25 protein-coding genes are annotated in these 23,752 nt (G+C 60.6%); 11 read left to right on the plus strand and 14 right to left on the minus strand.

Annotated elements, in window-relative coordinates:
- Positions 1 to 4: 4 nt before the first annotated feature.
- The 3 genes from rnk to cyaY form a co-directional block, all read right to left on the minus strand.
- The gene (rnk, locus tag AAEZ05_RS01770) at positions 5 to 415 is read right to left on the minus strand and encodes a nucleoside diphosphate kinase regulator (RefSeq protein ID WP_045059688.1); all 411 of its coding nucleotides are present in this window, start codon (positions 413 to 415) and stop codon (positions 5 to 7) included.
- Between the two features lie 249 nt (positions 416 to 664).
- Positions 665 to 892, minus strand: coding sequence for a DUF1289 domain-containing protein (locus AAEZ05_RS01775; RefSeq protein ID WP_205891717.1), 228 nt, complete (start codon positions 890 to 892; stop codon positions 665 to 667).
- Positions 893 to 895: 3 nt separating this feature from the next.
- Positions 896 to 1,228 (minus strand): iron donor protein CyaY, encoded by a 333-nt coding sequence (gene cyaY, locus AAEZ05_RS01780; RefSeq protein ID WP_045059690.1) that lies wholly within the window; start codon positions 1,226 to 1,228, stop codon positions 896 to 898.
- A 329-nt stretch (positions 1,229 to 1,557) separates the two neighbouring features.
- Between cyaY and lptM the strand changes: the two genes are divergently transcribed.
- From lptM to AAEZ05_RS01810, 6 genes are read left to right on the plus strand one after another with little or no spacing between them, the layout of a single operon-like run.
- Positions 1,558 to 1,734: an LPS translocon maturation chaperone LptM gene (lptM, locus tag AAEZ05_RS01785; protein ID WP_045059691.1), complete on the plus strand. Its 177-nt coding sequence runs from the start codon at positions 1,558 to 1,560 to the stop codon at positions 1,732 to 1,734.
- Positions 1,735 to 1,743: 9 nt separating this feature from the next.
- Positions 1,744 to 2,991 carry a diaminopimelate decarboxylase gene (gene lysA / locus AAEZ05_RS01790; RefSeq protein WP_350646481.1) on the plus strand — a complete coding sequence of 416 codons (1,248 nt, stop codon included), beginning with the start codon at positions 1,744 to 1,746 and terminating at the stop codon, positions 2,989 to 2,991.
- Between the two features lie 4 nt (positions 2,992 to 2,995).
- Positions 2,996 to 3,826, plus strand: coding sequence for a diaminopimelate epimerase (dapF, locus tag AAEZ05_RS01795; RefSeq protein WP_045059693.1), 831 nt, complete (start codon positions 2,996 to 2,998; stop codon positions 3,824 to 3,826).
- Positions 3,827 to 3,839: 13 nt separating this feature from the next.
- The gene (locus AAEZ05_RS01800; RefSeq protein ID WP_045059694.1) at positions 3,840 to 4,565 is read left to right on the plus strand and encodes a DUF484 family protein; all 726 of its coding nucleotides are present in this window, start codon (positions 3,840 to 3,842) and stop codon (positions 4,563 to 4,565) included.
- A gap of 2 nt (positions 4,566 to 4,567) precedes the next feature.
- Positions 4,568 to 5,467 (plus strand): tyrosine recombinase XerC, encoded by a 900-nt coding sequence (gene xerC, locus AAEZ05_RS01805; RefSeq protein ID WP_045059695.1) that lies wholly within the window; start codon positions 4,568 to 4,570, stop codon positions 5,465 to 5,467.
- A complete protein-coding gene (locus tag AAEZ05_RS01810; protein ID WP_350646482.1) occupies positions 5,464 to 6,171 on the plus strand; it encodes an HAD family hydrolase in 708 nt (235 codons plus the stop codon). The genes xerC and AAEZ05_RS01810 overlap by 4 nt, the downstream gene beginning before the upstream one ends.
- Before the next feature lie 149 nt (positions 6,172 to 6,320).
- Here AAEZ05_RS01810 and sutA read toward each other — a convergent pair whose 3' ends face one another.
- The 4 genes from sutA to glnK all read right to left on the minus strand — a co-directional run bounded on the left by sutA (position 6,321) and on the right by glnK (position 9,100).
- Positions 6,321 to 6,644, minus strand: a complete 324-nt coding sequence (gene sutA, locus AAEZ05_RS01815; protein WP_045059697.1) for a dormancy-specific transcriptional regulator SutA — start codon at positions 6,642 to 6,644, stop codon at positions 6,321 to 6,323.
- A gap of 102 nt (positions 6,645 to 6,746) precedes the next feature.
- Complete coding sequence (locus AAEZ05_RS01820; protein ID WP_045059698.1) at positions 6,747 to 7,172, minus strand: secondary thiamine-phosphate synthase enzyme YjbQ; 426 nt, start codon at positions 7,170 to 7,172, stop codon at positions 6,747 to 6,749.
- A 214-nt stretch (positions 7,173 to 7,386) separates the two neighbouring features.
- Entirely contained in the window at positions 7,387 to 8,724 is a 1,338-nt protein-coding gene (locus AAEZ05_RS01825; RefSeq protein ID WP_122841012.1) for an ammonium transporter, read from the minus strand.
- A 37-nt stretch (positions 8,725 to 8,761) separates the two neighbouring features.
- The gene (gene glnK, locus AAEZ05_RS01830; protein ID WP_002555808.1) at positions 8,762 to 9,100 is read right to left on the minus strand and encodes a P-II family nitrogen regulator; all 339 of its coding nucleotides are present in this window, start codon (positions 9,098 to 9,100) and stop codon (positions 8,762 to 8,764) included.
- 417 nt (positions 9,101 to 9,517) lie between these two features.
- Here glnK and AAEZ05_RS01835 point away from each other — a divergent pair, with 417 nt between their 5' ends.
- On the plus strand, positions 9,518 to 9,778 hold the full coding sequence (locus AAEZ05_RS01835) for an accessory factor UbiK family protein (protein WP_350646483.1): 261 nt from the start codon (positions 9,518 to 9,520) through the stop codon (positions 9,776 to 9,778).
- Positions 9,779 to 10,175: 397 nt separating this feature from the next.
- Positions 10,176 to 10,703 (plus strand): BRO-N domain-containing protein, encoded by a 528-nt coding sequence (locus AAEZ05_RS01840; protein WP_350646484.1) that lies wholly within the window; start codon positions 10,176 to 10,178, stop codon positions 10,701 to 10,703.
- On the opposite strand, the gene AAEZ05_RS01845 is transcribed toward AAEZ05_RS01840, so the two are convergent.
- The 3 genes from AAEZ05_RS01845 to AAEZ05_RS01855 form a co-directional block, all read right to left on the minus strand.
- Entirely contained in the window at positions 10,698 to 10,970 is a 273-nt protein-coding gene (locus tag AAEZ05_RS01845; protein WP_205891722.1) for a helix-turn-helix transcriptional regulator, read from the minus strand. The two genes, AAEZ05_RS01840 and AAEZ05_RS01845, sit on opposite strands and share 6 nt — an antisense overlap.
- 311 nt (positions 10,971 to 11,281) lie before the next feature.
- A complete protein-coding gene (locus AAEZ05_RS01850; protein ID WP_045059703.1) occupies positions 11,282 to 11,587 on the minus strand; it encodes a HigA family addiction module antitoxin in 306 nt (101 codons plus the stop codon).
- Positions 11,588 to 11,595: 8 nt separating this feature from the next.
- Positions 11,596 to 11,874 carry a type II toxin-antitoxin system RelE/ParE family toxin gene (locus AAEZ05_RS01855; RefSeq protein WP_045059705.1) on the minus strand — a complete coding sequence of 93 codons (279 nt, stop codon included), beginning with the start codon at positions 11,872 to 11,874 and terminating at the stop codon, positions 11,596 to 11,598.
- A 222-nt stretch (positions 11,875 to 12,096) separates the two neighbouring features.
- Between AAEZ05_RS01855 and AAEZ05_RS01860 the strand changes: the two genes are divergently transcribed.
- Positions 12,097 to 13,590, plus strand: a complete 1,494-nt coding sequence (locus tag AAEZ05_RS01860) for a YifB family Mg chelatase-like AAA ATPase (protein WP_350646485.1) — start codon at positions 12,097 to 12,099, stop codon at positions 13,588 to 13,590.
- A 5-nt stretch (positions 13,591 to 13,595) separates the two neighbouring features.
- Here the strand turns inward: AAEZ05_RS01860 and AAEZ05_RS01865 are convergent, their stop codons facing one another.
- The 3 genes from AAEZ05_RS01865 to AAEZ05_RS01875 form a co-directional block, all read right to left on the minus strand.
- On the minus strand, positions 13,596 to 14,810 hold the full coding sequence (locus AAEZ05_RS01865) for an aldose 1-epimerase family protein (RefSeq protein ID WP_045059313.1): 1,215 nt from the start codon (positions 14,808 to 14,810) through the stop codon (positions 13,596 to 13,598).
- A gap of 201 nt (positions 14,811 to 15,011) precedes the next feature.
- Positions 15,012 to 16,988 (minus strand): methyl-accepting chemotaxis protein, encoded by a 1,977-nt coding sequence (locus AAEZ05_RS01870; RefSeq protein WP_045059314.1) that lies wholly within the window; start codon positions 16,986 to 16,988, stop codon positions 15,012 to 15,014.
- Between the two features lie 186 nt (positions 16,989 to 17,174).
- On the minus strand, positions 17,175 to 18,095 hold the full coding sequence (locus AAEZ05_RS01875) for a LysR substrate-binding domain-containing protein (RefSeq protein ID WP_045059315.1): 921 nt from the start codon (positions 18,093 to 18,095) through the stop codon (positions 17,175 to 17,177).
- Positions 18,096 to 18,254: 159 nt separating this feature from the next.
- On the opposite strand from AAEZ05_RS01875, the gene AAEZ05_RS01880 reads away from it, so the two are divergent.
- Positions 18,255 to 19,652 (plus strand): NorM family multidrug efflux MATE transporter, encoded by a 1,398-nt coding sequence (locus tag AAEZ05_RS01880; RefSeq protein ID WP_045059320.1) that lies wholly within the window; start codon positions 18,255 to 18,257, stop codon positions 19,650 to 19,652.
- A 105-nt stretch (positions 19,653 to 19,757) separates the two neighbouring features.
- On the opposite strand, the gene AAEZ05_RS01885 is transcribed toward AAEZ05_RS01880, so the two are convergent.
- A complete protein-coding gene (locus AAEZ05_RS01885) occupies positions 19,758 to 21,428 on the minus strand; it encodes a putative bifunctional diguanylate cyclase/phosphodiesterase (protein WP_205891725.1) in 1,671 nt (556 codons plus the stop codon).
- 264 nt (positions 21,429 to 21,692) lie between these two features.
- On the opposite strand from AAEZ05_RS01885, the gene rep reads away from it, so the two are divergent.
- A complete protein-coding gene (gene rep / locus AAEZ05_RS01890) occupies positions 21,693 to 23,702 on the plus strand; it encodes a DNA helicase Rep (protein ID WP_045059317.1) in 2,010 nt (669 codons plus the stop codon).
- Positions 23,703 to 23,752: the final 50 nt, after the last annotated feature.

The following is a 23,752-nucleotide window of genomic DNA, read 5'->3' on the forward strand; positions in this document are numbered from 1 at the left end:
AGTCTTACTCCGGGAAATCACCGCCATTGGCAGGCTGGGATTCAACTTCCAGCAGGGTCAGCTTCAGGGTCTTGCCACCCGGTGCCGGCCAGTCGATGTGCTGACCCACTTTGAGGCCCAGCAGCGCGCTGCCGACAGGTGCCAGGATGGAAATCTTGCCTTCGTCGGCGTTCGCATCCTTGGGGTAGACCAGGGTCAGGTGGTAGTCCTTGCCGCTGCTTTCCTCCCGGCAATGCACTTTGGAATTCATGGTCACGACGTCGGCAGGCACATCTTCGTGTCCGACCAGGGTATCGGCGCGATCCAGTTCGGTTTGCAGCGCGATAACGCCCGGCAGCGTGTCATCCAGGCTGTCGATCAGGCGCTCCAGACGCTGCACGTCCAGACGGGTAAGGGTGATAGAAGGTGCGGTCATGATCAGGGCAGACTCCTTTCTTCTGCACGAAAAAAGCAAAACCCCGCCACAAAAAGGCGGGGTTTTCACGAGCCTCGATGGGTTGAGGCGTACCCGGACACTATCACAGCTCAATAAATATACAAGCCAGTGGCGGCGGACGGCTTTGCCCCTTGGAGCTGCCGCAGGCTGCGATCTTTTGATCTTGTTCTTCGGCGAACTCAGTATCGCTAAAAATCAAGATCAAAAGATCGCAGCCTTCGGCAGCTCCTACAGGATATTGGTGGTGGCTTTGCGATTTGAGGCCTGGGCGCAGATGACCCGGCGGCGATCGTCGTCGGCCGAGCGCCATTCGCGGATGTCTTCGACGTGGCGAAAACACCCCAGGCAAACCTTCTGCTCGTCCAGCCGGCAGACTCCGCTGCACGGCGACGGGACTGCCGCGCTGACGTTGCTGTAGAGCGGCTTGGGCGGACGAACAGATGCAGGCTCGGCCACTTTTTACAAACCTTCGAAATCGAATTCAGCACCGGCCTGCTGCTTGACGATGCGCTCGAGCATCTCGCCGAGCTGCTCTTCGCTCTTGTCACACATCCAGCGCTCGCTCTCTTCGTCGTAGTCGAAGTGGAACCCACCGGACACCGCTGCCAGCCACAGCTGACGCAACGGCTCCTGACGGCTGAAGATCAACTGGCTGCCGTTTTCGAACTTCACGGTCAACACGCCAGCCGAACTCTCCAGATCGATGTCCAGGTCGCTGTCGTCAAAGATATCCTCCAGCGTTTGCTGGGTGGCATCGACCAGATCGTGGAAACGGGCTTCGGTCAAACTCATTACGGCAACCTCAAAAAGTGTCTACTCGCGCTCAAGCGCCGCACGATACGGGCGAGCCCCGGTGATTGCAAAGGATAACGATCAAGGGTCGATACAGGTAGATAAAACACTGTACCTGTGGGAGCGGGCTCGCACGCGAAGGGGCCAGCACATTCAATATCTTTGTTGACTGACACACCGCTTTCACGAGCAAGCCCGCTCCCACAGGCGTTGCGGCGCCGTTCCGTGGGTCGTGCACAGCCCCGCCGGACGGGAGGGCCGTCGCATAGGCAAGCTGCCGGGTGGCCGGTATACTCCGGCGCAATTAAAGCATTTTCAAGGATTTCGCCATGAAGCGCCTGATCTCTTCCCTTGCTGCGCTCGCTGCGGTTGCCTGCCTGCTGTCGGCCTGTGGGCAAAAAGGCCCGCTGTACCTGCCTGACGATTCCCAGGATCCTGTCGAGCAGGCCAAGTCGTCGCAGCAGCAGCCTGCGTCGAAAGCCCACAAGCACGACGTCTACCAATAAGGGAACCTCATGGACGCTTTTAACTACCGTGACGGTGAGCTGTTCGCGGAAGGTGTTGCCCTGGCCGCCATCGCCGAGCGTTTTGGCACGCCGACTTACGTCTACTCGCGCGCGCACATCGAAGCCCAGTACCTGGCTTACGCCGACGCGCTGGCCGGCACGCCACACCTGGTGTGTTTTGCGGTCAAGGCCAACTCCAACCTGGGTGTACTGAATGTCCTGGCGCGTCTGGGCGCCGGTTTCGACATCGTCTCCCGTGGTGAGCTGGAACGTGTGCTGGCCGCTGGCGGCAGCGCTGACAAGATCGTGTTCTCCGGAGTCGGCAAGACCCGTGACGATATGCGTCGCGCCCTGGAAGTCGGCGTGCATTGCTTCAACGTCGAATCCACCGACGAGCTGGAACGGCTGCAAGTCGTGGCAGCCGAGCTGGGCGTTCGCGCGCCGATCTCGCTGCGCGTCAATCCGGACGTCGATGCCGGCACTCACCCCTACATCTCCACCGGGCTGAAGGAAAACAAATTCGGCATCGCCATCGCCGACGCCGAGGACGTGTATGTCCGCGCCGCTCAACTGCCAAACCTGGAAGTGGTCGGCGTCGATTGCCACATCGGCTCCCAGCTGACCACCCTGCCGCCGTTCATCGACGCCCTCGATCGCCTGCTGGGCCTGGTCGACCGTCTCGGCGATTGTGGCATCTACCTGCGTCACATCGACCTCGGTGGTGGCCTGGGTGTGCGTTATCGCGATGAAGAGCCGCCATTGGCTGCCGACTACATCAAGGCCGTGCGCGAGCGTCTGGACGGCCGCGACCTGGCGCTGGTGTTCGAGCCGGGCCGCTTCATCGTGGCCAACGCCGGCGTGCTGCTGACCCAGGTCGAGTACCTCAAGCACACCGAGCACAAGGACTTCGCCATCGTCGATGCCGCCATGAACGACCTGATCCGCCCGGCGCTGTACCAGGCCTGGATGGACGTCACCGCAGTGCGCCCGCGCGACACCGCTGGCCGCGCCTACGACATCGTCGGGCCGATCTGCGAGACCGGCGACTTCCTGGCCAAGGATCGTCAGCTGGCATTGGAAGAAGGTGACCTGCTGGCCGTGCATTCGGCGGGCGCCTATGGGTTTGTCATGAGTTCCAACTACAACACTCGCGGCCGCGCCGCTGAAGTGTTGGTGGACGGTGATCAGGCATTTGAAGTGCGTCGCCGTGAAACGGTAGCCGAGTTGTTCGCTGGCGAAAGCCTGCTGCCGGAGTAAGACCATGCTGCTGCGTTTTACCAAGATGCACGGCCTGGGCAACGATTTCATGGTCCTCGACCTGGTCAGCCAGCACGCGCACATTTTGCCCAAGCACGCCAAACAATGGGGCGACCGGCACACCGGCATCGGTTTCGACCAGTTGCTGATCGTCGAAGCCCCCAGCAACCCGGACGTGGACTTCCGCTATCGGATCTTCAACTCCGACGGCTCCGAAGTGGAACAGTGCGGCAACGGTGCGCGCTGTTTCGCCCGCTTTGTGCTCGACAAACGCCTGACCGCAAAACGGCAGATCCGCGTCGAGACCAAGAGCGGCATCATCGAACTGGATATTCGCAGCGACGGCCAGATCAGCGTGAACATGGGCGCGCCGCGCCTGGTGCCGGCCGACATCCCGTTCGAAGCGCCTGAGCAGGCGCTCAGCTACCAGATCGAAGTCGACGGTACCGAGGTCGACCTGGCCGCCGTGTCCATGGGCAACCCCCATGCGGTACTGCGGGTCAGCGACATCAACAATGCACCGGTGCATGAACTGGGACCGAAGATCGAACATCACCCGCGCTTTCCGGCACGGGTGAACGTCGGCTTCCTCCAGGTCATCGACCGCAACCGCGCGCAACTGCGCGTCTGGGAACGCGGCGTCGGGGAAACCCAGGCCTGCGGTACCGGTGCCTGCGCAGCCGCAGTGGCCGCGATCAGCCAGGGGTGGATGGATTCGCCGCTATTGATCGACCTGCCCGGCGGGCGCCTGTCCATTGAATGGGCAGGCCCTGGCCAACCGGTGATGATGACCGGCCCGGCAGTTCGTGTTTACGAAGGACAAGTACGTCTTTGAGTGAGTCAATCCGATGACCGACAAGCCCCAGGTACCCGCCCTACAGCCCGACGAATCCCCTTCCGAAAGCCTTGAGGCGGCGGCAATTGCCGCGTACCTGGAGGCTCATCCGGATTTCTTCATCGAGCACGAAGAACTGCTCCCAGCCTTGCGCATTCCGCATCAGCGCGGCGACACCATCTCGCTGGTCGAACGCCAGATGACCATTCTGCGCGACCGCAACATTGAACTGCGACATCGCCTGTCACACTTGATGGACGTGGCCAGGGACAACGATCGTCTCTTCGACAAGACCCGGCGCCTGATTCTCGCCCTGATGGATGCTGCCAGCCTCGAAGATGTGGTGATCGGCGTCGAGGACAGCCTGCGCCAGGACTTCCAGGTGCCCTTTGTCAGCCTGATCCTGCTCGGTGACAACCCGATGCCGGTCGGCCGCTGGGTGACCCATGCCGACGCCCAGGCCGCCATTGGTGGGTTGCTGTCCGAGGACAAGAGCGTCGCCGGCAGCCTGCGTGAGCACGAGCTGGATTTCCTCTTTGGCGAGGAGCAACGCAAGCAGATCGGTTCGACCGCTGTCGTCGCGATCAGCCATCAAGGCATCCACGGCGTACTGGCCATCGCCAGCCGTGATCCGCAGCACTACAAAAGCTCGGTGGGAACGCTGTTCCTCAGCTACATCGCCGAAGTCATGGGCCGCGTGCTGCCACGGGTGAACAATCCGCTGCGCTCGGTACGCTGATCGTGGAGCGACAACTGGACGCTTACTGCGAACACCTGCGCAGTGAGCGGCAGGTGTCGCCTCACACGCTGCAGGCCTATCGTCGCGACCTCGACAAAGTGCTGGGCTGGTGCGTCAAACAGAACATCGCCAGCTGGGCGGCCCTGGACATCCAGCGCCTGCGAGGCCTGATCGCCCGCCTGCACTCCCAGGGCCAATCATCCCGCAGCCTCGCGCGCCTGCTGTCGGCAGTGCGCGGGCTCTATCACTACCTGAACCGCGAAGGGCTGTGCGATCACGACCCGGCCAATGGCCTGGCACCGCCCAAGGGCGAGCGTCGCCTGCCCAAGACCCTGGACACCGATCGGGCATTGCAACTGCTCGAGGGTGGGGTGGAAGATGATTTTCTGGCACGCCGCGATCAGGCGATCCTGGAGTTGTTCTACTCCTCCGGCCTGCGGCTGTCGGAGCTGACCGGGCTCAACCTCGATCAACTGGACCTGGCCGACGGCATGGTCCAGGTGCTCGGTAAAGGCAGCAAGACCCGACTCTTGCCCGTCGGCGCGAAAGCCCGTGAAGCGCTGGAGTTGTGGCTGCCATTGCGCGCCATGGCCAACCCCGCAGATGACGCGGTGTTTGTCAGCCAACAGGGCCGGCGCCTTGGTCCACGGGCGATTCAGGTTCGGGTGAAAGCCGCCGGTGAACGCGAGCTGGGGCAGAACCTGCACCCGCACATGCTGCGGCACTCCTTCGCCAGCCACCTGCTGGAGTCTTCGCAGGACCTGCGCGCCGTGCAGGAACTACTCGGCCACTCGGACATCAAGACCACCCAGATCTATACCCACCTGGACTTCCAGCACCTGGCGACGGTCTACGACAATGCCCACCCACGGGCCAAACGCATTAAGGGCGATGATTCATGACGATCCAATTGATCACTTTCGACCTCGACGACACCCTGTGGGACACCGCCCCGGTGATTGTCAGCGCCGAAGCCGTGTTGCGCCAATGGCTCACCGAACACGCGCCGAACCTGGGCGCAGTACCGGTCGAGCACTTGTGGGCAATTCGCGAGCGCATCCTGGGCAACGAACCCGGCCTCAAGCACCGCATCAGCGCCCTGCGCCGCCGTGTCCTGTTCCATGCACTGGAGGACGCTGGCTACACCCACGCAGAAGCCACTGATCTGGCTGACCAGAGTTTTGAAGTGTTTCTGCATGCGCGCCACCAGTTGGAAATCTTCCCCGAAGTAGCGCCGACCCTGGAGACGCTGGCCAGGCACTACGCCCTCGGGGTCGTGACCAATGGCAATGCCGACGTTCGACGGCTGGGGCTGGCGGATTATTTCAAGTTCGCCTTGTATGCCGAAGACATCGGCATCGCCAAGCCCGATGCGCGCCTGTTTCATGAGGCGCTGCAACGTGGAGGTGCGACGGCGCAGACCGCCGTGCACATCGGTGATCATCCGGGCGACGACATTGCCGGAGCACAACAGGCAGGACTGCGGGCCATCTGGTTCAACCCGGCGGGCAAGGCGTGGGAAGCCGAAAAGGCCCCGGACGCCGAAATCCGCAGCCTGACCGAATTACCGGCGTTGCTGGCGCGGTGGAGTGCGACAAAAATTTGAGGCGCGGCTGAAAAGATCGCAGCCTTCGGCAGCTCCTACAGGTGTACACAATAAAATGCAGGAGCTGCCGAAGGCTGCGATCTTTTGATTTTCAGGCATGAAAAAGCCCGCAGCGACGGCGGGCTTTTTCAGCAAGCAAGGGCAAGCGCCTAGATAGGCCGGCTGCCGTACTTGTTGTCAGGCTTCTTGGGAGGATCGGCGACCACATTGGCCTCCACTTCCTGCACCTTGCCGCCTTTGGCCAGGAACTCTTCCATGGCTTTGGCGAGCGCATCGCGCTCTTTGTTTTTCGCTTCGACGCTCGGCAGCTCATCGACCGAAACCGCAGCCTTGGCCTTGCCTTTGGCGGTCGGAACGGGCGTTTCACCGCCATCGTCTTCAGCGACGTCTTCCGCCGCTGCTTCCAGACCTTCTTCGGTTTCGTCGTCGTCGCCTACTTCGAGGTCGTCGTTTTCCAGATCATCGTCGCTCATGTTCTACCTCATGACTTGCGAAAAGCAGATTAGTTATAGCCCAGCTTTGCCGTCTGTCGACGGCTGCCAGAAAAAATTCAACCGCCATTGATGACCAATGGCTTATGCCCCTTCACCGTGCAAGGTGGCGAGGACTTTACGAGCACCACCATGATCACGGTGCTCGCCCAGATAAACGCCTTGCCAGGTTCCCAACGCCAGTCGGCCTGCCGAAACCGGCAAACTGAGCTGACAGCCGAGCACGCTGGCCTTGAAATGCGCCGGGAGGTCGTCCAGGCCTTCGTCGTTGTGCTCAAAGCCGTCTGTTCCTTGTGGGATCAGACGATTGAAAAATCGTTCGAAGTCGCGACGTACCGCCGGATCGGCGTTCTCGTTGATGGTCAACGACGCCGAGGTGTGCTGCAGCCACAAGTGCAACAGACCGACCCGACATGCCCTGATTTCAGGCAAACCGGCGAGTAACTCGTCTGTTACCAGATGAAAGCCCCGGGGCCTCGCCCGCAAGGTAATCAGAGTCTGTTGCCACATACAGTTCTCCGCACGTTCGGGGCGCATTCTAGCGCGCTCTGGGAAAAAACAAAGGCCCTAATATTCCTTCGTTGCTGTAAGCCATTGGCCGCACAAAATCGCTCGGTACAAAGGTAGCCAAAGCTCGAGGAAAAAACCTTTCAGCTTCCCTTCCAGTGACAAATCCGGGGCAAAAAAATGCCCGGCGAACCGGGCATTATTTTTTGCGCAAAACTTACAAGTTGTAGCCACGCTCGTTGTGCAGTGCCAGGTCGATACCCACCGCCTCTTCTTCCTCAGTCACTCGCAGACCCATGACGGCGTCCAGGACCTTGAGAATGATGTAGGTGATGATCGCGGTGTAGATCACTGTGAAGCCTACACCTTTGAGCTGGATCCAGACTTGTGCGCCGATATCGGTCACAGTGCCGAAACCACCCAGGGCCGGTGCGGCGAACACGCCGGTGAGGATCGCGCCGAGAATACCGCCGATACCGTGCACACCAAAGGCGTCCAGGGAGTCGTCGTAGCCGAGTTTGCGTTTCAGGGTGGTAGCGCAGAAGAAGCACACCACGCCAGCAGCCAGGCCGATCACCAGGGCACCCATCGGGCCCACGGTACCAGCGGCCGGAGTGACAGCCACCAGACCGGCTACCACACCCGAGGCAATACCCAATGCGCTAGGCTTGCCGTGGGTGACCCACTCGGCAAACATCCAGCCCAGGGCGGCGGCAGCGGTAGCGATCTGGGTAACCAGCATCGCCATGCCCGCAGTGCCGTTGGCAGCAGCCGCAGAGCCGGCGTTGAAGCCGAACCAGCCGACCCACAGCATCGCAGCACCCATCAGGGTGTAGCCGAGGTTGTGCGGAGCCATTGGCGTGGTCGGGAAACCTTTGCGCTTGCCCAGTACCAGGCAGCAGATCAGGCCAGCCACACCGGCGTTGATGTGCACCACGGTGCCGCCCGCGAAGTCGAGCACGCCCCAGTCCCACATCAGGCCGCCGTTGCCGGACCAGACCATGTGCGCGATCGGTGCATACACCAGGGTGAACCAGATGCCCATGAAGATCAGCATGGCGGAGAATTTCATCCGCTCTGCAAAAGCACCGACGATCAACGCAGGCGTGATGATGGCGAACGTCATCTGGAAGGTGATGAACACCGCCTCAGGGAACAGCGCCGCAGGACCGGTCAGGCTCGATGGCGTGACACCGGCGAGGAACGCCTTGCCCATGCCGCCGAAGAACGAGTTGAAGTTGACGACGCCCTGCTCCATGCCGGTGGTGTCGAACGCAATGCTGTAGCCATAAATGACCCACAGGATGCTGATCAGACCGGTAATGGCGAAGCACTGCATCATCACGGAAAGAATGTTTTTGGAGCGAACCATGCCGCCGTAGAACAGCGCGAGGCCGGGAATGGTCATGAACAGCACGAGGGCTGTCGAGGTCAGCATCCAGGCGGTGTCGCCGGAGTTGAGGACTGGGGCCGCCACTTCGTCTGCCGCCATAGCCAGGCTGGGCATTACGAGGGACAACAGGGCTCCTAGCCCTGCGAATTTACGCAGAGTCATATTGTTTTCTCCTGGGGCGTTGGGTTTGTGGCGGCTTTTAGATTGCGTCGGTATCGGTTTCGCCGGTACGGATGCGAATCGCCTGTTCCAGATTGACCACGAAGATCTTGCCGTCACCGATCTTGCCGGTGTTGGCTGCCTTGGTGATCGCCTCGATAACCCGATCAAGATCCTTGTCGTCAATGGCGACATCGATCTTCACCTTTGGCAGGAAATCGACCACGTATTCCGCGCCGCGATACAGCTCGGTGTGACCCTTCTGCCGACCGAAGCCTTTGACCTCAGTAACGGTAATGCCCTGCACGCCGATCTCGGACAAAGACTCGCGCACGTCGTCCAGTTTGAACGGCTTGATGATGGCAGTGACTAGCTTCATGAAAACTCTCTCCCGAATTGGTGGACTTGCCCCAGGAAAACAAACCCGACTCAAGTCTAAGCGCAGTGCCTGGCTTTGTAACGCATCGTCGGCCCTACCTGCCCGTCCGACGCCAGTTAACCGCTCCTGGCGAAACACTTCCCCGTTTCGCCCGGCGCACTGCATTCGTCACAGCGACTGCATCAGTGCATGGGTTACTAGGCTCTTAGCAGAAAGCTTGCCATCTCTTGAAAAGCGCCTGAATTCAACCCCTTGGCCGGGCATGCAGCCGAATGGGCAAAAAACATGCGACGTATACGCACAACAACGGTGCGATACCGTTCGTCCCTATGCGCGAAAACCGTGCATCCCCGTGCTCGGGATTGACTATAGACACTGCGTGATACACTGCTCGCCATTGTTTCCAGGACCTTTCCCATGCTCGCGCCCAAAGACTTCCTCGACGCCCTCACGGGTACCGCCTCGCGCCTTTTCAGCGGCGACACGCCATTGCCGAAAAGCGAAATCGAAAGCCAGTTCAAGGCATTGTTGCAGAGCGGCTTCAGCAAGCTGGAGCTGGTGAGCCGTGAAGAATTCGATAGCCAGATGGTCGTGCTGGCACGGACCCGGGCACGCCTGGAAAGCCTCGAAGCAAAAGTGGCCGAGATGGAAGCGAAGCTCAACCCGCCAGCCGAATAAACACCGCAAATCCCTGTGGGAGCGGGCATATTCGCGAAAAAGCCCGCCTCCCCTCCCAGCCCGGATCACCCGCTTGCGTAGGAGCTGCCGAAGGCTGCGATCTTTTGATCCCCAGGTTTGGCGACCTGCAAGCCAAAGGTGTACTACGATCCTCGACCCCAGTCATGGCGGTTGTGCGTGGGAGACCCTCGGGTCTGCCGGGTTCCTTTTGCTCCGGTTCGCCAACCCGCGCACAGCTGCCACCCATTCGTTTGGCGATGACGGCTGGCAGCCCATTGAGCAGATTTCAGATTGCGCCATACAACACGATCTCCTAAGCTCGCCTCTGCTGAACATTCAGCACTGGGTTTGGCGACCCGGAACGCATGCAGCCCGTTGAGTAAAAGGAGCTGTATCAATGAACTGCGATGAAGCTTATCTGCCCCCCCACGTCTTCACCCGCCACAAACGCCCTCTCCACGCCCTTCTGCTGGAAAACCAGCCTTGGTTCAGCGCCCGGGACCTCGGTAGATTAATAGGGATTTGTCTCAACGAACGTACCCTTCGTAAACTCGATCCCGACCAGCACCAGTACGCACAGATACTGTTCAATGGCAGCTTCGAAAACACGCTGCTGATCAGTGAATCCGGCGTCTACGCACTACTGATCTATCACTACTGCCCCGAGTACAGAAGCCTGCGCGAATGGCTGACTCACGACGTGGTACCCGCCCTTAGGGACGCCAGACAACCCGATAGCCCGGAACGTCCGACCCTGAGCCGGCTGATCTGGCCAGATATGTCCTTGAGTTTGCTGCACTGGAACAACCAGCCGTGGATTCGGCTGCAGGATGTGCCGCATCTGCTGCCTGATGAAGAACCGGTGCAACAGGCCGTCAACGTGCCATGGTGGAAAAAAGCCTCGCGAGCATTGCAGTCGCTATAGGCAGCTAACACGCTCGATATCGTCGCTGAGCGCGTCGTAATGCGATTGCAGATTCAGCCAGAAATCGGGCGTGGTATCGAAGTGAACAGCCAGCTTCCTGGCCAGGTCCGGACTGACGCCTGCGCTTTGCGCGACAAGCCTTGTCAGCGCTACCTCATAACCTGAACGCTGGCCTGCAAGATCAGCCCCCGCGACAGCCGATGGTTCAAGAAGCTCCTGCTCTGGAGCTTCTGCGGAACAAATCGAGCGCATTCCATTACTGTCCATCTTCCCTTCTCCGGGTGGCTTGATCTGCAATGATCATAAGCAGCCCCCCAGCAAACAAGAGCGCCCCGACAGTTCACGCAATGCCCTTCAAACATTTCAGAACGGTCCTACGAAAACTGCTTGCTGGAGCTGATTTCGCCTCTCGTTTTGCTCCGCTAACTTCACATTCGCTGACCAGCTTCACTGGTCGTCCCCCAGCACGGTGTGTGGCCAATGCAACGTGGTGCAAGTGTGCTTTGCGGATACTCCACGCTTTCTGAACGACAAAAAACCCACGCTTATGGCGTGGGTTTCGTTTAACCCCAGATGAATCAGGCGCAGTGCGGAAGACGCTCAACCTGATCCCGAATCGCCGCCCCCCTTTCAATCTCGGCTCTACGCAAATCGTAAGTCGATTGCAGGTTCAGCCAAAACTCGGGGGTTGTGCCCAAGCAGATAGATAGCCTGAGCGCCATATCAGCGCTGACGCCTCGACGCTGAAGCACAATGTCATTCACCGTCGGAGTCGAAACGCTCAACGCTCGGGCCAAGGCTGCCGCAGTAAGGCTCAGAGGCTCAAGGTATTCCTCTTTGAGGATCTCGCCAGGGTGAACCGGGCGCATACCATTCTTAGTCATTACTCACCTCAGTGATAATCGACGATTTCGACATTCGCTGGTCCGTTAGGACCCCATACAAAGCAAATTCGCCATTGAGCATTGATACGGATGCTGTACTGACCTTTTCGACTCCCATCCAGCGCCTCCAGGCGATTGCCTGGTGGTGATCGAAGGTCCGTCAGAACGGCAGCAGCATCAAGCATCGTCAGTTTTCGCTCCACGACACCCAGAATGGCTGACCACATACGGGTCTTACCGTTGCGAAACAGGTACTCGGTCTCAGAACACTTAAAGCTAACGATCATAATATAAAGCTTAACGTTATGCATTAATCTTCAGTGTATAACCTGATTTCACTTATGCAAATGCGCCAAGGCGGTTCTTGGTACTTCCCACCTCCTTACGCTTTCCCCTACCAGAAAGACGCTCGCAACATCCTGCGAAGCTTTCCCTGTCCCGTAGACACAATCCCCGTCTACCCTTGAAACCACCGCAGGAAGCGGTCTCCGTCAGCTCAAGGAACGACCATGTCCCTCTCCATCGTCCACAGCCGCGCCCAGATTGGCGTGGATGCACCCGCCGTCACCGTGGAAGTCCATCTCGCCAATGGCTTGCCGTCACTGACGATGGTCGGTTTGCCCGAAACTGCAGTGAAGGAAAGCAAAGACCGGGTGCGCAGTGCGATTATCAATTCCGGGCTGCAGTTTCCCGCGCGACGCATCACGCTCAATCTCGCCCCGGCGGATTTGCCCAAGGATGGTGGACGGTTTGATTTGGCGATTGCCTTGGGGATTCTGGCGGCCAGCGTGCAGGTGCCAGCGCTGACACTGGATGACGTGGAATGCCTGGGGGAACTGGCGTTGTCGGGAGCGGTGCGGGCGGTGCGCGGCGTATTGCCTGCCGCCCTGGCGGCGCGCAAGGCGGGTCGAACGTTGCTGGTACCGCGGGCGAACGCCGAAGAGGCCTGCCTGGCATCGGGCCTGCAGGTGATTGCGGTGGATCATTTGCTGGAGGCCGTGGCTCATTTCAACGGGCACCAGCCCATCGCTCCATACGTGTCCGACGGCTTGATGCACGCCAGCAAACCCTACCCTGACCTGAGTGAAGTACAGGGTCAGCTCGCGGCCAAACGGGCGCTGCTGATTGCCGCAGCAGGCGCTCACAATCTGCTGCTCAGTGGGCCGCCGGGAACAGGCAAAACACTGCTGGCGAGTCGACTGCCGGGGCTGCTGCCACCCTTGGCCGAAAGCGAGGCGCTGGAAGTCGCGGCTATTCAGTCGGTGGCCAGTTGCGCGCCCCTGAGTCACTGGCCGCAACGTCCTTTTCGCCAACCTCACCACTCAGCGTCGGGCCCGGCGCTGGTGGGTGGCGGGTCAAAGCCTCAGCCCGGGGAAATCACCCTCGCCCACCATGGCGTGCTATTCCTTGATGAACTACCGGAGTTTGATCGCAGGGTTTTGGAAGTGTTGCGTGAGCCTATGGAGTCCGGCCATATCGTGATATCCCGGGCCAGGGATCGCGTGCGTTTTCCGGCGCGTTTTCAACTGGTCGCGGCGATGAATCCCTGTCCCTGTGGATATCTTGGCGAACCAACGGGCAAGTGTTCATGCACCCCGGACATGGTCCAGCGCTACCGCAACAAACTGTCCGGCCCGCTGCTGGACCGCATCGATCTGCACCTGACCGTGGCGCGGGAAGCCACAGCGCTGAACCCTTCAGCGAAACCCGGCGATGACTCCGCCAGCGCGGCAGTGCTGGTAGCCGACGCCAGGGAACGGCAGCACAAGCGCCAGGGCTGCGCCAACGCCTTTCTCGACCTGCCCAGCCTGCGCAAACACTGCAAGTTATCCACAGCCGATGAAACCTGGCTGGAATCCGCCTGCGAAAGATTGACCCTGTCGCTACGCTCGGCCCATCGGCTGCTCAAGGTAGCACGCACCTTGGCGGACCTTGAGCAGATAGATGCCATTACGCGAGAGCATCTGGCTGAGGCGCTACAGTATCGTCCTGCCACAAACTAACGGATTTACTCCTTGGTGAGATCCACCAACGGCATCTGCCGCACCTCGGTTTCCCGCCCGGCCTGAATCTCGCTCACTCGCTTCAACGCCTGATCCACCGCCCCTTTGTCCGCCAAGAGGCTGTAGCTGATGCGGAACTCTTTATGCTCGTTTGGCGCGATCGTCGGCACCAGGCCCAGTGGTCGTTGATACCGGCGGTTGTAGGAGAAGCTCGTGCCTGGCTCAAGTCCGGTGACATAGCCCTGCCCTTGGGTATCGGTGTTTTTCCACAGGGAGAACACGGGCAGGGTTTGCGTGTTGAAACCTACCGAGACGCCCAGGCTGCCGGCCTTGTTGTGCAGCACGGTCAATGTGTCGCCTTTTGCATCGGCATACGGCACCACGTTGTAGACCGTCTCGTCGTAGTCCTTGGTCGGCCCGCGGTAGGTCTGCCAGTCCGACAGTTCACCTTTGGCCTTGTCGTTGAACGGCGACACCTGTTTTACCGGCGCAGCGAATCGAGCACCCTGTTCCAGGAACGGGGTACTGAAGTTGCTGTGGTAGAGCGCCTGGTATTCCTTCGGATAGTCGCCATTGTTGGTCAGGGTGTCGTTGAGGCTGAAGCGCACGCTGCCCGGTTCGGTGACCAGTTCGGTGGCGACGGAGAAGTCGACTTTCTTGAACGCCTGCTCTTTCAACTCACCGCGCAGGCTGATGGCGTAAGGCGGTTTTTCGTCGATGTGCAAGGTGACTTTGCTGGCCGGAATGTTGGCGGCGCGGCCGTGCAGGGTCAGCAACTCGCCATTGTCCACGCCGGGGTGGCCGACCCATTCGTAACCGCAGCGGGTCACCAGTTCGTTGAAACCTTCCAGCCAGCCCAACCCGCCCCGACCGTTGAGTTCGATGAAGGCCGGGTTGACCACCTCTTTCACCGGCGAATCCCAGCCCATGCGCACAGACCCCACCGAGGCCTGCAGGACGTTCATGCCGCGGGTCGGTACCACCGAGAGCTTGAGCGTGCCGTTATCAATGTCGACGATGCTGACGCCCTCTTGCCGACCGCCATGCAAGGTACGCAGGGTCACGGAGAAGGGTTTGTCGGTCTTCACCCCGAGTTGCTGACTGGTGATTGACCAGTTGGCGGCCGCTTTGTCGGAGTCGAGCAGAACATAGTCCCACGCCATGGCATGGGAGGCAGCGGACAGCGCGCCGAGGGCGACGATGAGTTTGAGCGGAGTCATGGCACAAGCCTTTCTTGGAGTTGTGCCATTTTTATAGACCGGCTGAAACGATTCATCAAGCGTAAAACCAACAATGGCCCTATGTCTTGATAAAACCGAGCGGGCTCACGCCTACTCAGGAGTGTCGGTGGACGCAGAACTTGTGAACGCCAATCACACCTGTGGGAGCAAGCCTGCTCGCGATTGCCATAGCCGAACACCTCAACGAAACCGGTCAACCTCCTGCCGCAACTCCGCCGCCAGGCTCTCCAGTTCCTTGGCCGTCACGGCCAGGTGCGACACCACCTCGCGCTGCTCGCTGTTGGCCAGCGCAATGCTTTGCAGGTTGCTGCTGAGCAACGTCGCGGTGCTGCTTTGTTCCTGGGTGGCCGTGGTGATCGCCGAAAACTGCTGGCCAGCCGAGCGACTCTGCTCATCGATACGCGCCAGGGCCGAGGCGACATTGGCGTTGCGCGACAAGCCCTCCTCCATCAGTACCTTGCCCTGCTCCATGGTGCTGATGGCGTTGCCGGTTTCCTGCTGGATGCTCTGGATCATCAGCGAGATTTCATCGGTTGCCTGGCGAGTGCGGGAAGCCAGATTGCGCACTTCATCGGCCACCACCGCAAAGCCCCGGCCTTGCTCGCCGGCGCGGGCGGCTTCAATGGCCGCGTTGAGTGCCAGCAGATTGGTCTGCTCGGCAATCGAAGTGATCACCCCGACGATGCCGCCAATTTCCTGAGAGCGCTGGCCCAGTGTGTTGATGACCGTCGCCGTGCTGTTCAGCGCGCCCGCAATTTGTTCAAGAGACGAAGACGCTTCGTCCATCGACGTACGACCGATCCGGGTTTGCTGTGCGTTTTCCTGAGCCAGCAACTGGGTGCTGCCCATGTTGTCGGCGATGTTCAGGGAAGTGGCACTGAATTCCTCCACCGCACCTGCCATGCTGGTGATCTCGCCCGACTGCTGCTCCATGCCTTCGTAAGCACCACCGGACAAACCAGACAAGGCCTGGGCACGGCTGTTGACCTCTTGCGAGGCTTTGCGGATGTGCTCGACCATGGTCGACAGGGCCTGGCTCATCTGGTTGAAGGCACGGGCCAACTGGCCGATTTCGTCGTGGCTCGAGACATTCAGGCGCACGCTCAGATCCCCCGCGCCCAGCGCCTCGGCCTGACGCACCAGATCACCCAGTGGCGCCAGCTTGCTGCGCAACAACCAGACCGCCGCACCCACGGCGATCAGCATGGCCAGCAGGCTGCCTATCGCCAATTGACTGCCGACACTCCAGGTCACGGCGCGAATTTCCGCTTTGGGCATGCTCGCCACCACCGACCATGGGCCACCCTCGAACGGCACAGCGACGCTGTAAAAGTCTTCGGATTTGTCGCTCCAGAACTCACCTTTGCCAGGCGTTTTTGCCAGCGCGGCAAGGGTCGGCGCCGCCTGCTCCAACGCCTGCACGCCCGCAATCGGCACCAGCCATTTGCCCTGTTCGTCGAGCAACGCCAGGGAGCCGGTCTGGCCGATGCGGAAGCGTTTGAGATTGGCAAATTGCGCGTTCTGCGCGTCGGTGTAATCGAATCCTACAAACAGCACCGCAATCACCTTGCCGCCGCTGTCGCGTACGGGGGTGTACTGAGTCATGTAGGACCGTTCAAACAACAGGGCCCGGCCGACGTAGCCCTGCCCCGCCATCAGGCGCGCATAAGCGGGGTGCGCGTGATCGAGCAGCGTGCCAATGGCGCGCGTGCCGTCCTGCTTGCTCAGGGAAGTGCTGACCCGGATGAAGTCGTCGCCGTTACGCACGAACAACGTGGCAACACCGGCAGTCATCTGCTTGAACTCGTCCACTTCCTGGAAGTTGTTGTTCAGCACTTCGCTGCCCAGGTGCAAGCCCGCGGTCTGCACGCCCGCGACCGTCACCGGCTGCTCCGGGTGCAGACTCAGTCCCGCGCTGAAGCGCTTCTCGAACAAGCCGCTGAGGCGCTGGGTACTCTCACGCAACGTACCGTGGAAGGTGCTCAATTGATCGGCCAGCAGCCTTGCTTCGCTGGCCAGGTGTTCCTCGCGGGTGGCAAGGTTGGCGGTGTCCAGCGAGCGCAGGGCAAACACAGTGCTGCAGCTGATGACGATCGCCAGTATCACGGCAAGCGCGATACCCAGCTGTGAGGCGATGCGGGCGCGAGGTTGAGACATGACAGCTCCTGGCCAAGCGTCCGAATCCTCCTTGATCGGGCTGCACACTCAGCGACATTTCTAATAATGGGGATTACGTCGAACCTGCACGAAGGTTCCACCTGCATCTCTTCGGCGGTAAACCTGAATACTTGAGCCGATTACCAGGATATGGCCGGAGCCTGTCGCTGCACAGGCGCTATCGATTCAGCTCAGGTGCTCGACGTCCGGCAACTCCATGGCCCGGACCTCGCCCTGCAGGAAGTCACTGAGGCGGCGCATCCGTTCTCCGCCGGGCCGGGTTTTCGGCCAGACCAGGTAATATTTCTCACCGCTGGCGACGGCAGTCGGCCACGGCAAACTCAGGCGCCCCTGAGCGACATCCTCGGCCACCATCAACAAGTCGCCCATCGAAACCCCGTAGCCACGGGCGGCGGCGATCATGCCCAGCTCCAGCGTATCGAACACCTGCCCGCCCTTGAGCGACACCTGTTCGGCCAGCCCCATGCGCTCCAGCCAGTTGCGCCAGTCGCGGCGGTCCGGTGTGGGGTGCAGCAGTTCGGTATTGGCCAGGCGCGTCACGTCCCAAGGCTGCTCGCTCAGCAGGTTCGGCGCACCGACCGGGATCAGTTCTTCGGGGAACAGATAACTGGCCTCCCAGTCAGGTGGGAAATGGCCGTTGCTCAACAGCACGGCACAGTCGAAGGGCTCGTCGTTGAAGTCCACCGAGTCGACGTCCATCCAGGCGCTGGTGAGCTGCACCTCATTGCCCGGTTGCAGGTGACGGAAGCGGCTCAGGCGCGCCAGCAGCCAGCGCATGGTCAGGGTCGAAGGCGCCTTCATGCGCAGGATGTCGTCTTCGGCGCGCAGGGTGTTGCACGCCCGCTCCAGGGCGGTGAAGCCCTCGCGGATGCCGGGCAGCAGCAACCGGGCCGATTCGGTCAGTTGCAGGTTGCGGCCACTGCGGTGAAACAATCGGCAGGCAAAGTGCTCTTCGAGCGTACGAATATGCCGGCTGACCGCGCTCTGGGTGATCGACAACTCTTGCGCGGCACGGGTAAACGAACTGTGGCGAGCGGCCGCTTCGAAGGCACGCAGGGCATACAACGGAGGAAGACGACGAGACATTCAGAAAGCTCCTGCAGCGCAATCGCCACAACTTAGCAGAAACTCATCCATGATGAGTTTTAGTCATGCCATCCATCCTTTTTATCCCTTTGTGGAAATCCTCCAGAGCGCCGAAAATCGACGGTCTACTGTTCCCTCTGAAAACCGAGCGTGATGATCATGAAGCATCCAGCGCGTATTGAACTCTGGGCCATCCTGCGGCTGGCGGGGCCGCTGATTGCCTCGCAGTTGGCGCATATGCTGATGGTCCTCACCGACACCTTGATGATGGCGCGCATCAGCCCCGAGGCGCTTGCCGGCGGCGGCCTGGGGGCGGCCACCTACTCTTTTGTGTCGATTTTCTGCATCGGGGTGATTGCGGCAGTCGGCACCCTGGTGGCTATCCGTCAGGGTGCGGGCGATATCGTTGGCGCCGCCCGGCTGACCCAGGCAGGTTTGTGGCTGGCGTGGCTGATGGCACTGGCCGCCGGCCTGTTGCTGTGGAACCTCAAGCCCGTGCTGCTGCTGTTCGGCCAGACCGAAAGCAACGTCCATATGGCCGGGCAATTCCTGATGATCCTGCCGTTCGCCCTGCCCGGCTACTTGAGCTTCATGGCCCTGCGCGGCTTCACCAGTGCGATCGGCCGGGCGACGCCGGTGATGGTGATCAGCCTCGCCGGCACGGTGGCGAACTTCCTGCTCAACTATGCATTGATTACCGGCATGTTCGGCCTGCCCAGGATGGGGCTGGTGGGGATAGGGCTGGTCACGGCCATCGTCGCCAACCTGATGGCATTGGCGCTGGCCCTGCATATTCGGCGGCATAGGGCGTATGACGCTTATCCATTGCGTGAAGGCCTGTCGCGGCCCAACCGTCAGTACCTCAAGGAGCTGTGGCGGCTGGGCCTGCCCATCGGCGGCACCTACGCGGTGGAGGTCGGGCTGTTTGCCTTCGCGGCGCTGTGCATGGGCACCATGGGCAGTACGCAACTGGGTGCGCACCAGATTGCCCTGCAGATCGTTTCGGTGGCGTTCATGGTGCCGGCCGGCATGTCCTATGCGATCACCATGCGCATCGGCCAGCACTACGGTGCCGGGCAACTGCTGGATGCACGGCTGGCGGGACGGGTTGGTATTGTGTTCGGAGCGGCGGCGATGCTCGGCTTCGCGATGGTTTTCTGGCTGCTGCCGCATCAATTGATTGGCTTGTTCCTGGACCATAATGATCCAGCGTTCCGCCCGGTCATCGAATTGGCAGTGAGCCTGCTGGCGGTCGCCGCCTGGTTCGAGCTGTTCGACGGTACGCAAACCATCGCCATGGGCTGCATACGCGGGCTCAAGGATGCCAAGACCACCTTCCTGGTTGGACTGGCCTGCTATTGGCTGATTGGTGCGCCGGCAGCCTGGTGGATGGCATTCCATCTCGACTGGGGCCCAACGGGCGTCTGGTGGGGCCTGGCGCTGGGCCTGGCGTGTGCGGCGGTGAGCCTGACGCTGGCGTTTGAGTGGAAGATGAAGCGCATGATTCGGCGTGAGCCTGCGGTGCAGGCCAGTTTCAGGGTGATTCAACCCGATTAAGATCAAAAGATCGTCCGAACGAGGCCCGAGCCTTCGGCAGCTCCTACGGGTGTACACATTCCCATGTAGGAGCGGTTAAAGGCTCGGCCGCGTTCTGGCGATCTTTTAAATGGCCTCCACAACGGCTTGTTGGCTGGAACCGAAGGTCAGGTATTCAACCAGCTCCACCAACGGCAACGGCTTGCTGATCAGGTACCCCTGCACCTGATCACAGCCAAACCCACGCAACAGATCCAGCTGCTCCGGGGTTTCCACGCCTTCGGCCACCACTTCGAGATTGAGGTTGTGCGCCAGGTTGATCATCGCGTGCACCAGTTTGCGATTCTCCTCGCGCTCTTCCATCTCGCCGACAAAACTCTTGTCGACCTTCAGCAAGGCGATCGGCAGGCTGTTGAGGTGCACGAATGACGAGAAGCCGGTTCCGAAGTCATCCAGGGAAAAGCGCACGCCCAGGCGCCCGAGGGCGTCCATGGTCTGCTTGACCAGATCGCTGCGGCGCATCACTGCGGTCTCTGTCAGTTCGAACTCCAGCCACTGCGCCTCGACTCCGCGCTCGATGATCAAGCGGCTGAGGGTGGGCAGCAACTGGCTGTCCTGGAACTGCCGAAACGACAGGTTGATTGCCATGTGCAGCGCCGGCAGCCCGCGCTCGCGCAGGGCCTGCATGTCACGCAGTGCACGGGAAATCACCCAGTAACCCAGGGGCACGATCAAGCCGCTCTGCTCGGCCAAGGGCACGAATTCGCTTGGCGGCAGCAAACCGCGCTCGGCATGACGCCAGCGCACCAGCGCTTCGAGGCCGACGATCTGCCCGTCTTCGAGGTTCAGTCGCGGCTGGTAGTGCAGCTCCAGCTCATCACGGCGCAATGCCCGTCGCAGTTCGCTTTCCAGGTCGGCCATGCTGCGCGCATTGCGATTGATGCGTTCGTTGAAGATGTGAAAGGTACAGCCCTGGGTGCTCTTGGCCTGCTGCATGGCGATGTGCGCGTGCCACATCAGCGGGTCGGCGCCGGCGTGGGCGCGAGCATGGGCGATGCCCAGGCTGGACCCGATCAACAGGCTTTCGCCGTCGACCCAGTAGGGTTCGGCCAGTGCTTCGGTGATTCGTTCGGCCATCCACTCGGCGCGCTGGGGTGCCCGGCGGGTGTCGATCAGCAGTGCAAATTCGTCGCTGCCCAACCGTGCGAGCTGATCACCCACCTCCAGCTGGCTTTTGAGCCTGGCAACGACTTGCAGGATCAACCGGTCGCCCGCCTGGTGCCCCAACGCGTCGTTGGCGTGACGGAAGTTGTCGAGGTCCAGGTGCCCGAGTGCCAGGCCACGGCCATCGTTTTCCACCAGCCGGGCCGCCAGCAGGGTCTGAAAACCCTGGCGATTGGCGATGCCGGTCAAGGGGTCCTGCTCGGCCAGACGCTGCAGGGTGGTTTCCAGCAGCCCCCGTTCGCGCACATGGCGCAGGCAGCGCTGCAACATGCCTGTATCAAGCAGATCGCGCACCAACCAGTCGCTCACGCCATCGGGCGGCGACGCCGGCTCGTGTTCGAGCAGCAATACCGTCGGCAAGGTGCAACGACCGGGAAGTGGTTGCAGAGCAGGGCTCGTCAACAACACCGCGCTGCGGTTGTCATCGAACAAACTGCTGACAGACTCCCAATTCGGAGCGCTGATGAGCACGGCCGAGCTCCCCATTGGAGCCAGACACTCGCGCAACAACGCTGTCCACGCTGGCTCTTCTGCCAGTAGCAGCAAACGCAAGGGTTCGACAGGCGTAGACAAGCTAGCTCCCTAGACTCTGCAGTGGTGTACGCGCCAGGCATTATGCCGGGCCGCCAACCAATGACCAAATGACATCAGTTATCAGACGTGGCTTTTGTATCAGGAATTACGAACATTAGACGCAAATACCTCACGTATCCTGCGTGAAAGTAACAAAACCGGCAAATACAGTTAGCGTGGTGCGTCACAAGTCGGAGAGAGCAGCACAAATTGCTGAGCCTGTTAAAATGCCGGCCCATTTCGCAAACGACTCCCTGATTCCGTATGTCCCGACTCAATCCCCGGCAGCAAGAAGCCGTGAGCTACGTCGGCGGCCCTCTTTTGGTGCTCGCCGGCGCAGGCTCCGGCAAGACCAGCGTGATCACGCGCAAGATTGCGCACCTGATCCAGAACTGCGGCATCCGCGCCCAGTACATCGTCGCCATGACCTTTACCAACAAGGCTGCGCGCGAGATGAAGGAACGGGTCGGCACCCTGCTCAAGGGCGGCGAAGGCCGCGGCCTGACCGTGTGCACCTTCCACAACCTGGGCCTGAACATCATCCGCAAGGAACATGTTCGCCTGGGCTACAAGCCCGGCTTCTCGATTTTTGACGAAGCCGACGTCAAGTCCTTGATGACCGACATCATGCAGAAGGAATACGCGGGCGACGACGGCGTCGACGAGATCAAGAACATGATCGGCTCGTGGAAGAACGACCTCATCCTGCCTGCCGAGGCCCTGGAAAACGCGCGCAATCCCAAGGAGCAGACCGCCGCCATCGTCTATACCCACTATCAACGTACGCTCAAGGCGTTCAACGCGGTGGATTTCGACGACCTGATCCTGCTGCCGGTAAAGCTGTTCCAGGAACACGCCGACATCCTCGAAAAGTGGCAGAACAAGGTCCGCTACCTGCTGGTGGACGAGTACCAGGACACCAACGCCAGCCAGTATTTGCTGGTGAAGCTGCTGATCGGTACGCGCAACCAGTTCACCGTGGTGGGCGACGACGACCAGTCGATCTACGCCTGGCGTGGCGCGCGGCCGGAAAACCTGATGCTGCTCAAGGACGATTATCCGTCCCTGAAAGTGGTCATGCTCGAGCAGAACTACCGCTCCACCAGTCGCATCCTGCGCTGCGCCAACGTGCTGATCTCCAACAACCCCCACGAGTTCGAAAAGCAGCTGTGGAGCGAGATGGGCCACGGCGACGAGATCCGCGTGATCCGCTGCCGCAACGAAGACGCCGAAGCCGAGCGCGTGGCCGTGGAACTGCTGACCCTGCACCTGCGCACTGACCGGCCCTACAGCGATTTCGCGATCCTGTACCGCGGCAACTACCAGGCCAAGCTGATCGAGCTGAAACTGCAACACCACCAGATTCCGTATCGGTTGTCGGGCGGTAACAGCTTCTTCGGGCGCCAGGAAGTGAAAGACCTGATGGCCTACTTCCGCCTGATCGTGAACCCGGACGACGACAACGCCTTCCTGCGAGTGATCAACGTCCCACGCCGGGAAATCGGCTCGACCACCCTGGAAAAACTCGGTAACTACGCCACCGAACGCAAGATCTCGATGTACGCGGCCACCGACGAAATCGGCCTGGGCGAACACCTGGATACGCGGTTCACCGATCGCCTGTCACGCTTCAAGCGCTTCATGGACAGGGTCCGCGAGCAGTGTGCCGGCGAAGATCCGATTTCGGCGCTGCGCAGCATGGTCATGGACATTGACTATGAGAACTGGCTGCGCACCAACAGCTCCAGCGACAAGGCGGCCGATTACCGGATGGGCAACGTCTGGTTCCTGATCGAGGCATTGAAAAACACCCTCGAGAAGGACGAAGAAGGCGAGATGACCGTCGAAGACGCCATCGGCAAACTGGTGTTGCGCGACATGCTGGAACGTCAGCAGGAAGAGGAAGACGGCGCCGAAGGCGTGCAGATGATGACCTTGCACGCCTCCAAGGGCCTGGAGTTCCCCTACGTGTTCATCATGGGCATGGAAGAGGAAATCCTCCCCCACCGCTCCAGCATCGAAGCCGACACCATCGAGGAAGAACGCCGCCTGGCCTACGTGGGCATCACCCGCGCGCGCCAGACCCTGGCCTTCACCTTCGCGGCCAAGCGTAAGCAATATGGCGAGATCATCGACTGTGCGCCAAGCCGCTTCCTCGATGAGCTGCCGCCGGACGACCTGGCTTGGGAAGGCAATGACGACACCCCCGTCGAAGTCAAAGCCGTTCGCGGCAATACCGCATTGGCGGATATACGGGCGATGTTAAAGCGCTAGAATCGAATACTTTTTAACCAAACACTTTTTGACAAGCTAGGCGCATCTCG

This window comes from Pseudomonas sp. HY13-MNA-CIBAN-0226 (genome assembly GCF_040310305.1).
GTDB lineage: Bacteria > Pseudomonadota > Gammaproteobacteria > Pseudomonadales > Pseudomonadaceae > Aquipseudomonas > Aquipseudomonas gregormendelii.

Bases quoted from the DNA above. Each gene is read 5' to 3' on its own strand.
- dapF (WP_045059693.1), top strand. From the start codon at position 2,996: ATGCTGCTGCGTTTTACCAAGATGCACGGCCTGGGCAACGATTTCATG.
- glnK (WP_002555808.1), bottom strand. From the start codon at position 9,100: ATGAAGCTAGTCACTGCCATCATCAAGCCGTTCAAACTGGACGACGTG.
- lysA (WP_350646481.1), top strand. From the start codon at position 1,744: ATGGACGCTTTTAACTACCGTGACGGTGAGCTGTTCGCGGAAGGTGTT.
- cyaY (WP_045059690.1), bottom strand. From the start codon at position 1,228: ATGAGTTTGACCGAAGCCCGTTTCCACGATCTGGTCGATGCCACCCAG.
- AAEZ05_RS01800 (WP_045059694.1), top strand. From the start codon at position 3,840: ATGACCGACAAGCCCCAGGTACCCGCCCTACAGCCCGACGAATCCCCT.
- AAEZ05_RS01850 (WP_045059703.1), bottom strand. From the start codon at position 11,587: ATGACTAAGAATGGTATGCGCCCGGTTCACCCTGGCGAGATCCTCAAA.
- AAEZ05_RS01835 (WP_350646483.1), top strand. From the start codon at position 9,518: ATGCTCGCGCCCAAAGACTTCCTCGACGCCCTCACGGGTACCGCCTCG.
- AAEZ05_RS01840 (WP_350646484.1), top strand. From the start codon at position 10,176: ATGAACTGCGATGAAGCTTATCTGCCCCCCCACGTCTTCACCCGCCAC.
- sutA (WP_045059697.1), bottom strand. From the start codon at position 6,644: ATGAGCGACGATGATCTGGAAAACGACGACCTCGAAGTAGGCGACGAC.
- AAEZ05_RS01860 (WP_350646485.1), top strand. From the start codon at position 12,097: ATGTCCCTCTCCATCGTCCACAGCCGCGCCCAGATTGGCGTGGATGCA.
- lptM (WP_045059691.1), top strand. From the start codon at position 1,558: ATGAAGCGCCTGATCTCTTCCCTTGCTGCGCTCGCTGCGGTTGCCTGC.
- AAEZ05_RS01825 (WP_122841012.1), bottom strand. From the start codon at position 8,724: ATGACTCTGCGTAAATTCGCAGGGCTAGGAGCCCTGTTGTCCCTCGTA.
- rep (WP_045059317.1), top strand. From the start codon at position 21,693: ATGTCCCGACTCAATCCCCGGCAGCAAGAAGCCGTGAGCTACGTCGGC.
- AAEZ05_RS01845 (WP_205891722.1), bottom strand. From the start codon at position 10,970: ATGGACAGTAATGGAATGCGCTCGATTTGTTCCGCAGAAGCTCCAGAG.
- AAEZ05_RS01875 (WP_045059315.1), bottom strand. From the start codon at position 18,095: ATGTCTCGTCGTCTTCCTCCGTTGTATGCCCTGCGTGCCTTCGAAGCG.
- rnk (WP_045059688.1), bottom strand. From the start codon at position 415: ATGACCGCACCTTCTATCACCCTTACCCGTCTGGACGTGCAGCGTCTG.
- AAEZ05_RS01870 (WP_045059314.1), bottom strand. From the start codon at position 16,988: ATGTCTCAACCTCGCGCCCGCATCGCCTCACAGCTGGGTATCGCGCTT.
- AAEZ05_RS01810 (WP_350646482.1), top strand. From the start codon at position 5,464: ATGACGATCCAATTGATCACTTTCGACCTCGACGACACCCTGTGGGAC.
- AAEZ05_RS01865 (WP_045059313.1), bottom strand. From the start codon at position 14,810: ATGACTCCGCTCAAACTCATCGTCGCCCTCGGCGCGCTGTCCGCTGCC.
- AAEZ05_RS01820 (WP_045059698.1), bottom strand. From the start codon at position 7,172: ATGTGGCAACAGACTCTGATTACCTTGCGGGCGAGGCCCCGGGGCTTT.
- AAEZ05_RS01880 (WP_045059320.1), top strand. From the start codon at position 18,255: ATGAAGCATCCAGCGCGTATTGAACTCTGGGCCATCCTGCGGCTGGCG.
- AAEZ05_RS01855 (WP_045059705.1), bottom strand. From the start codon at position 11,874: ATGATCGTTAGCTTTAAGTGTTCTGAGACCGAGTACCTGTTTCGCAAC.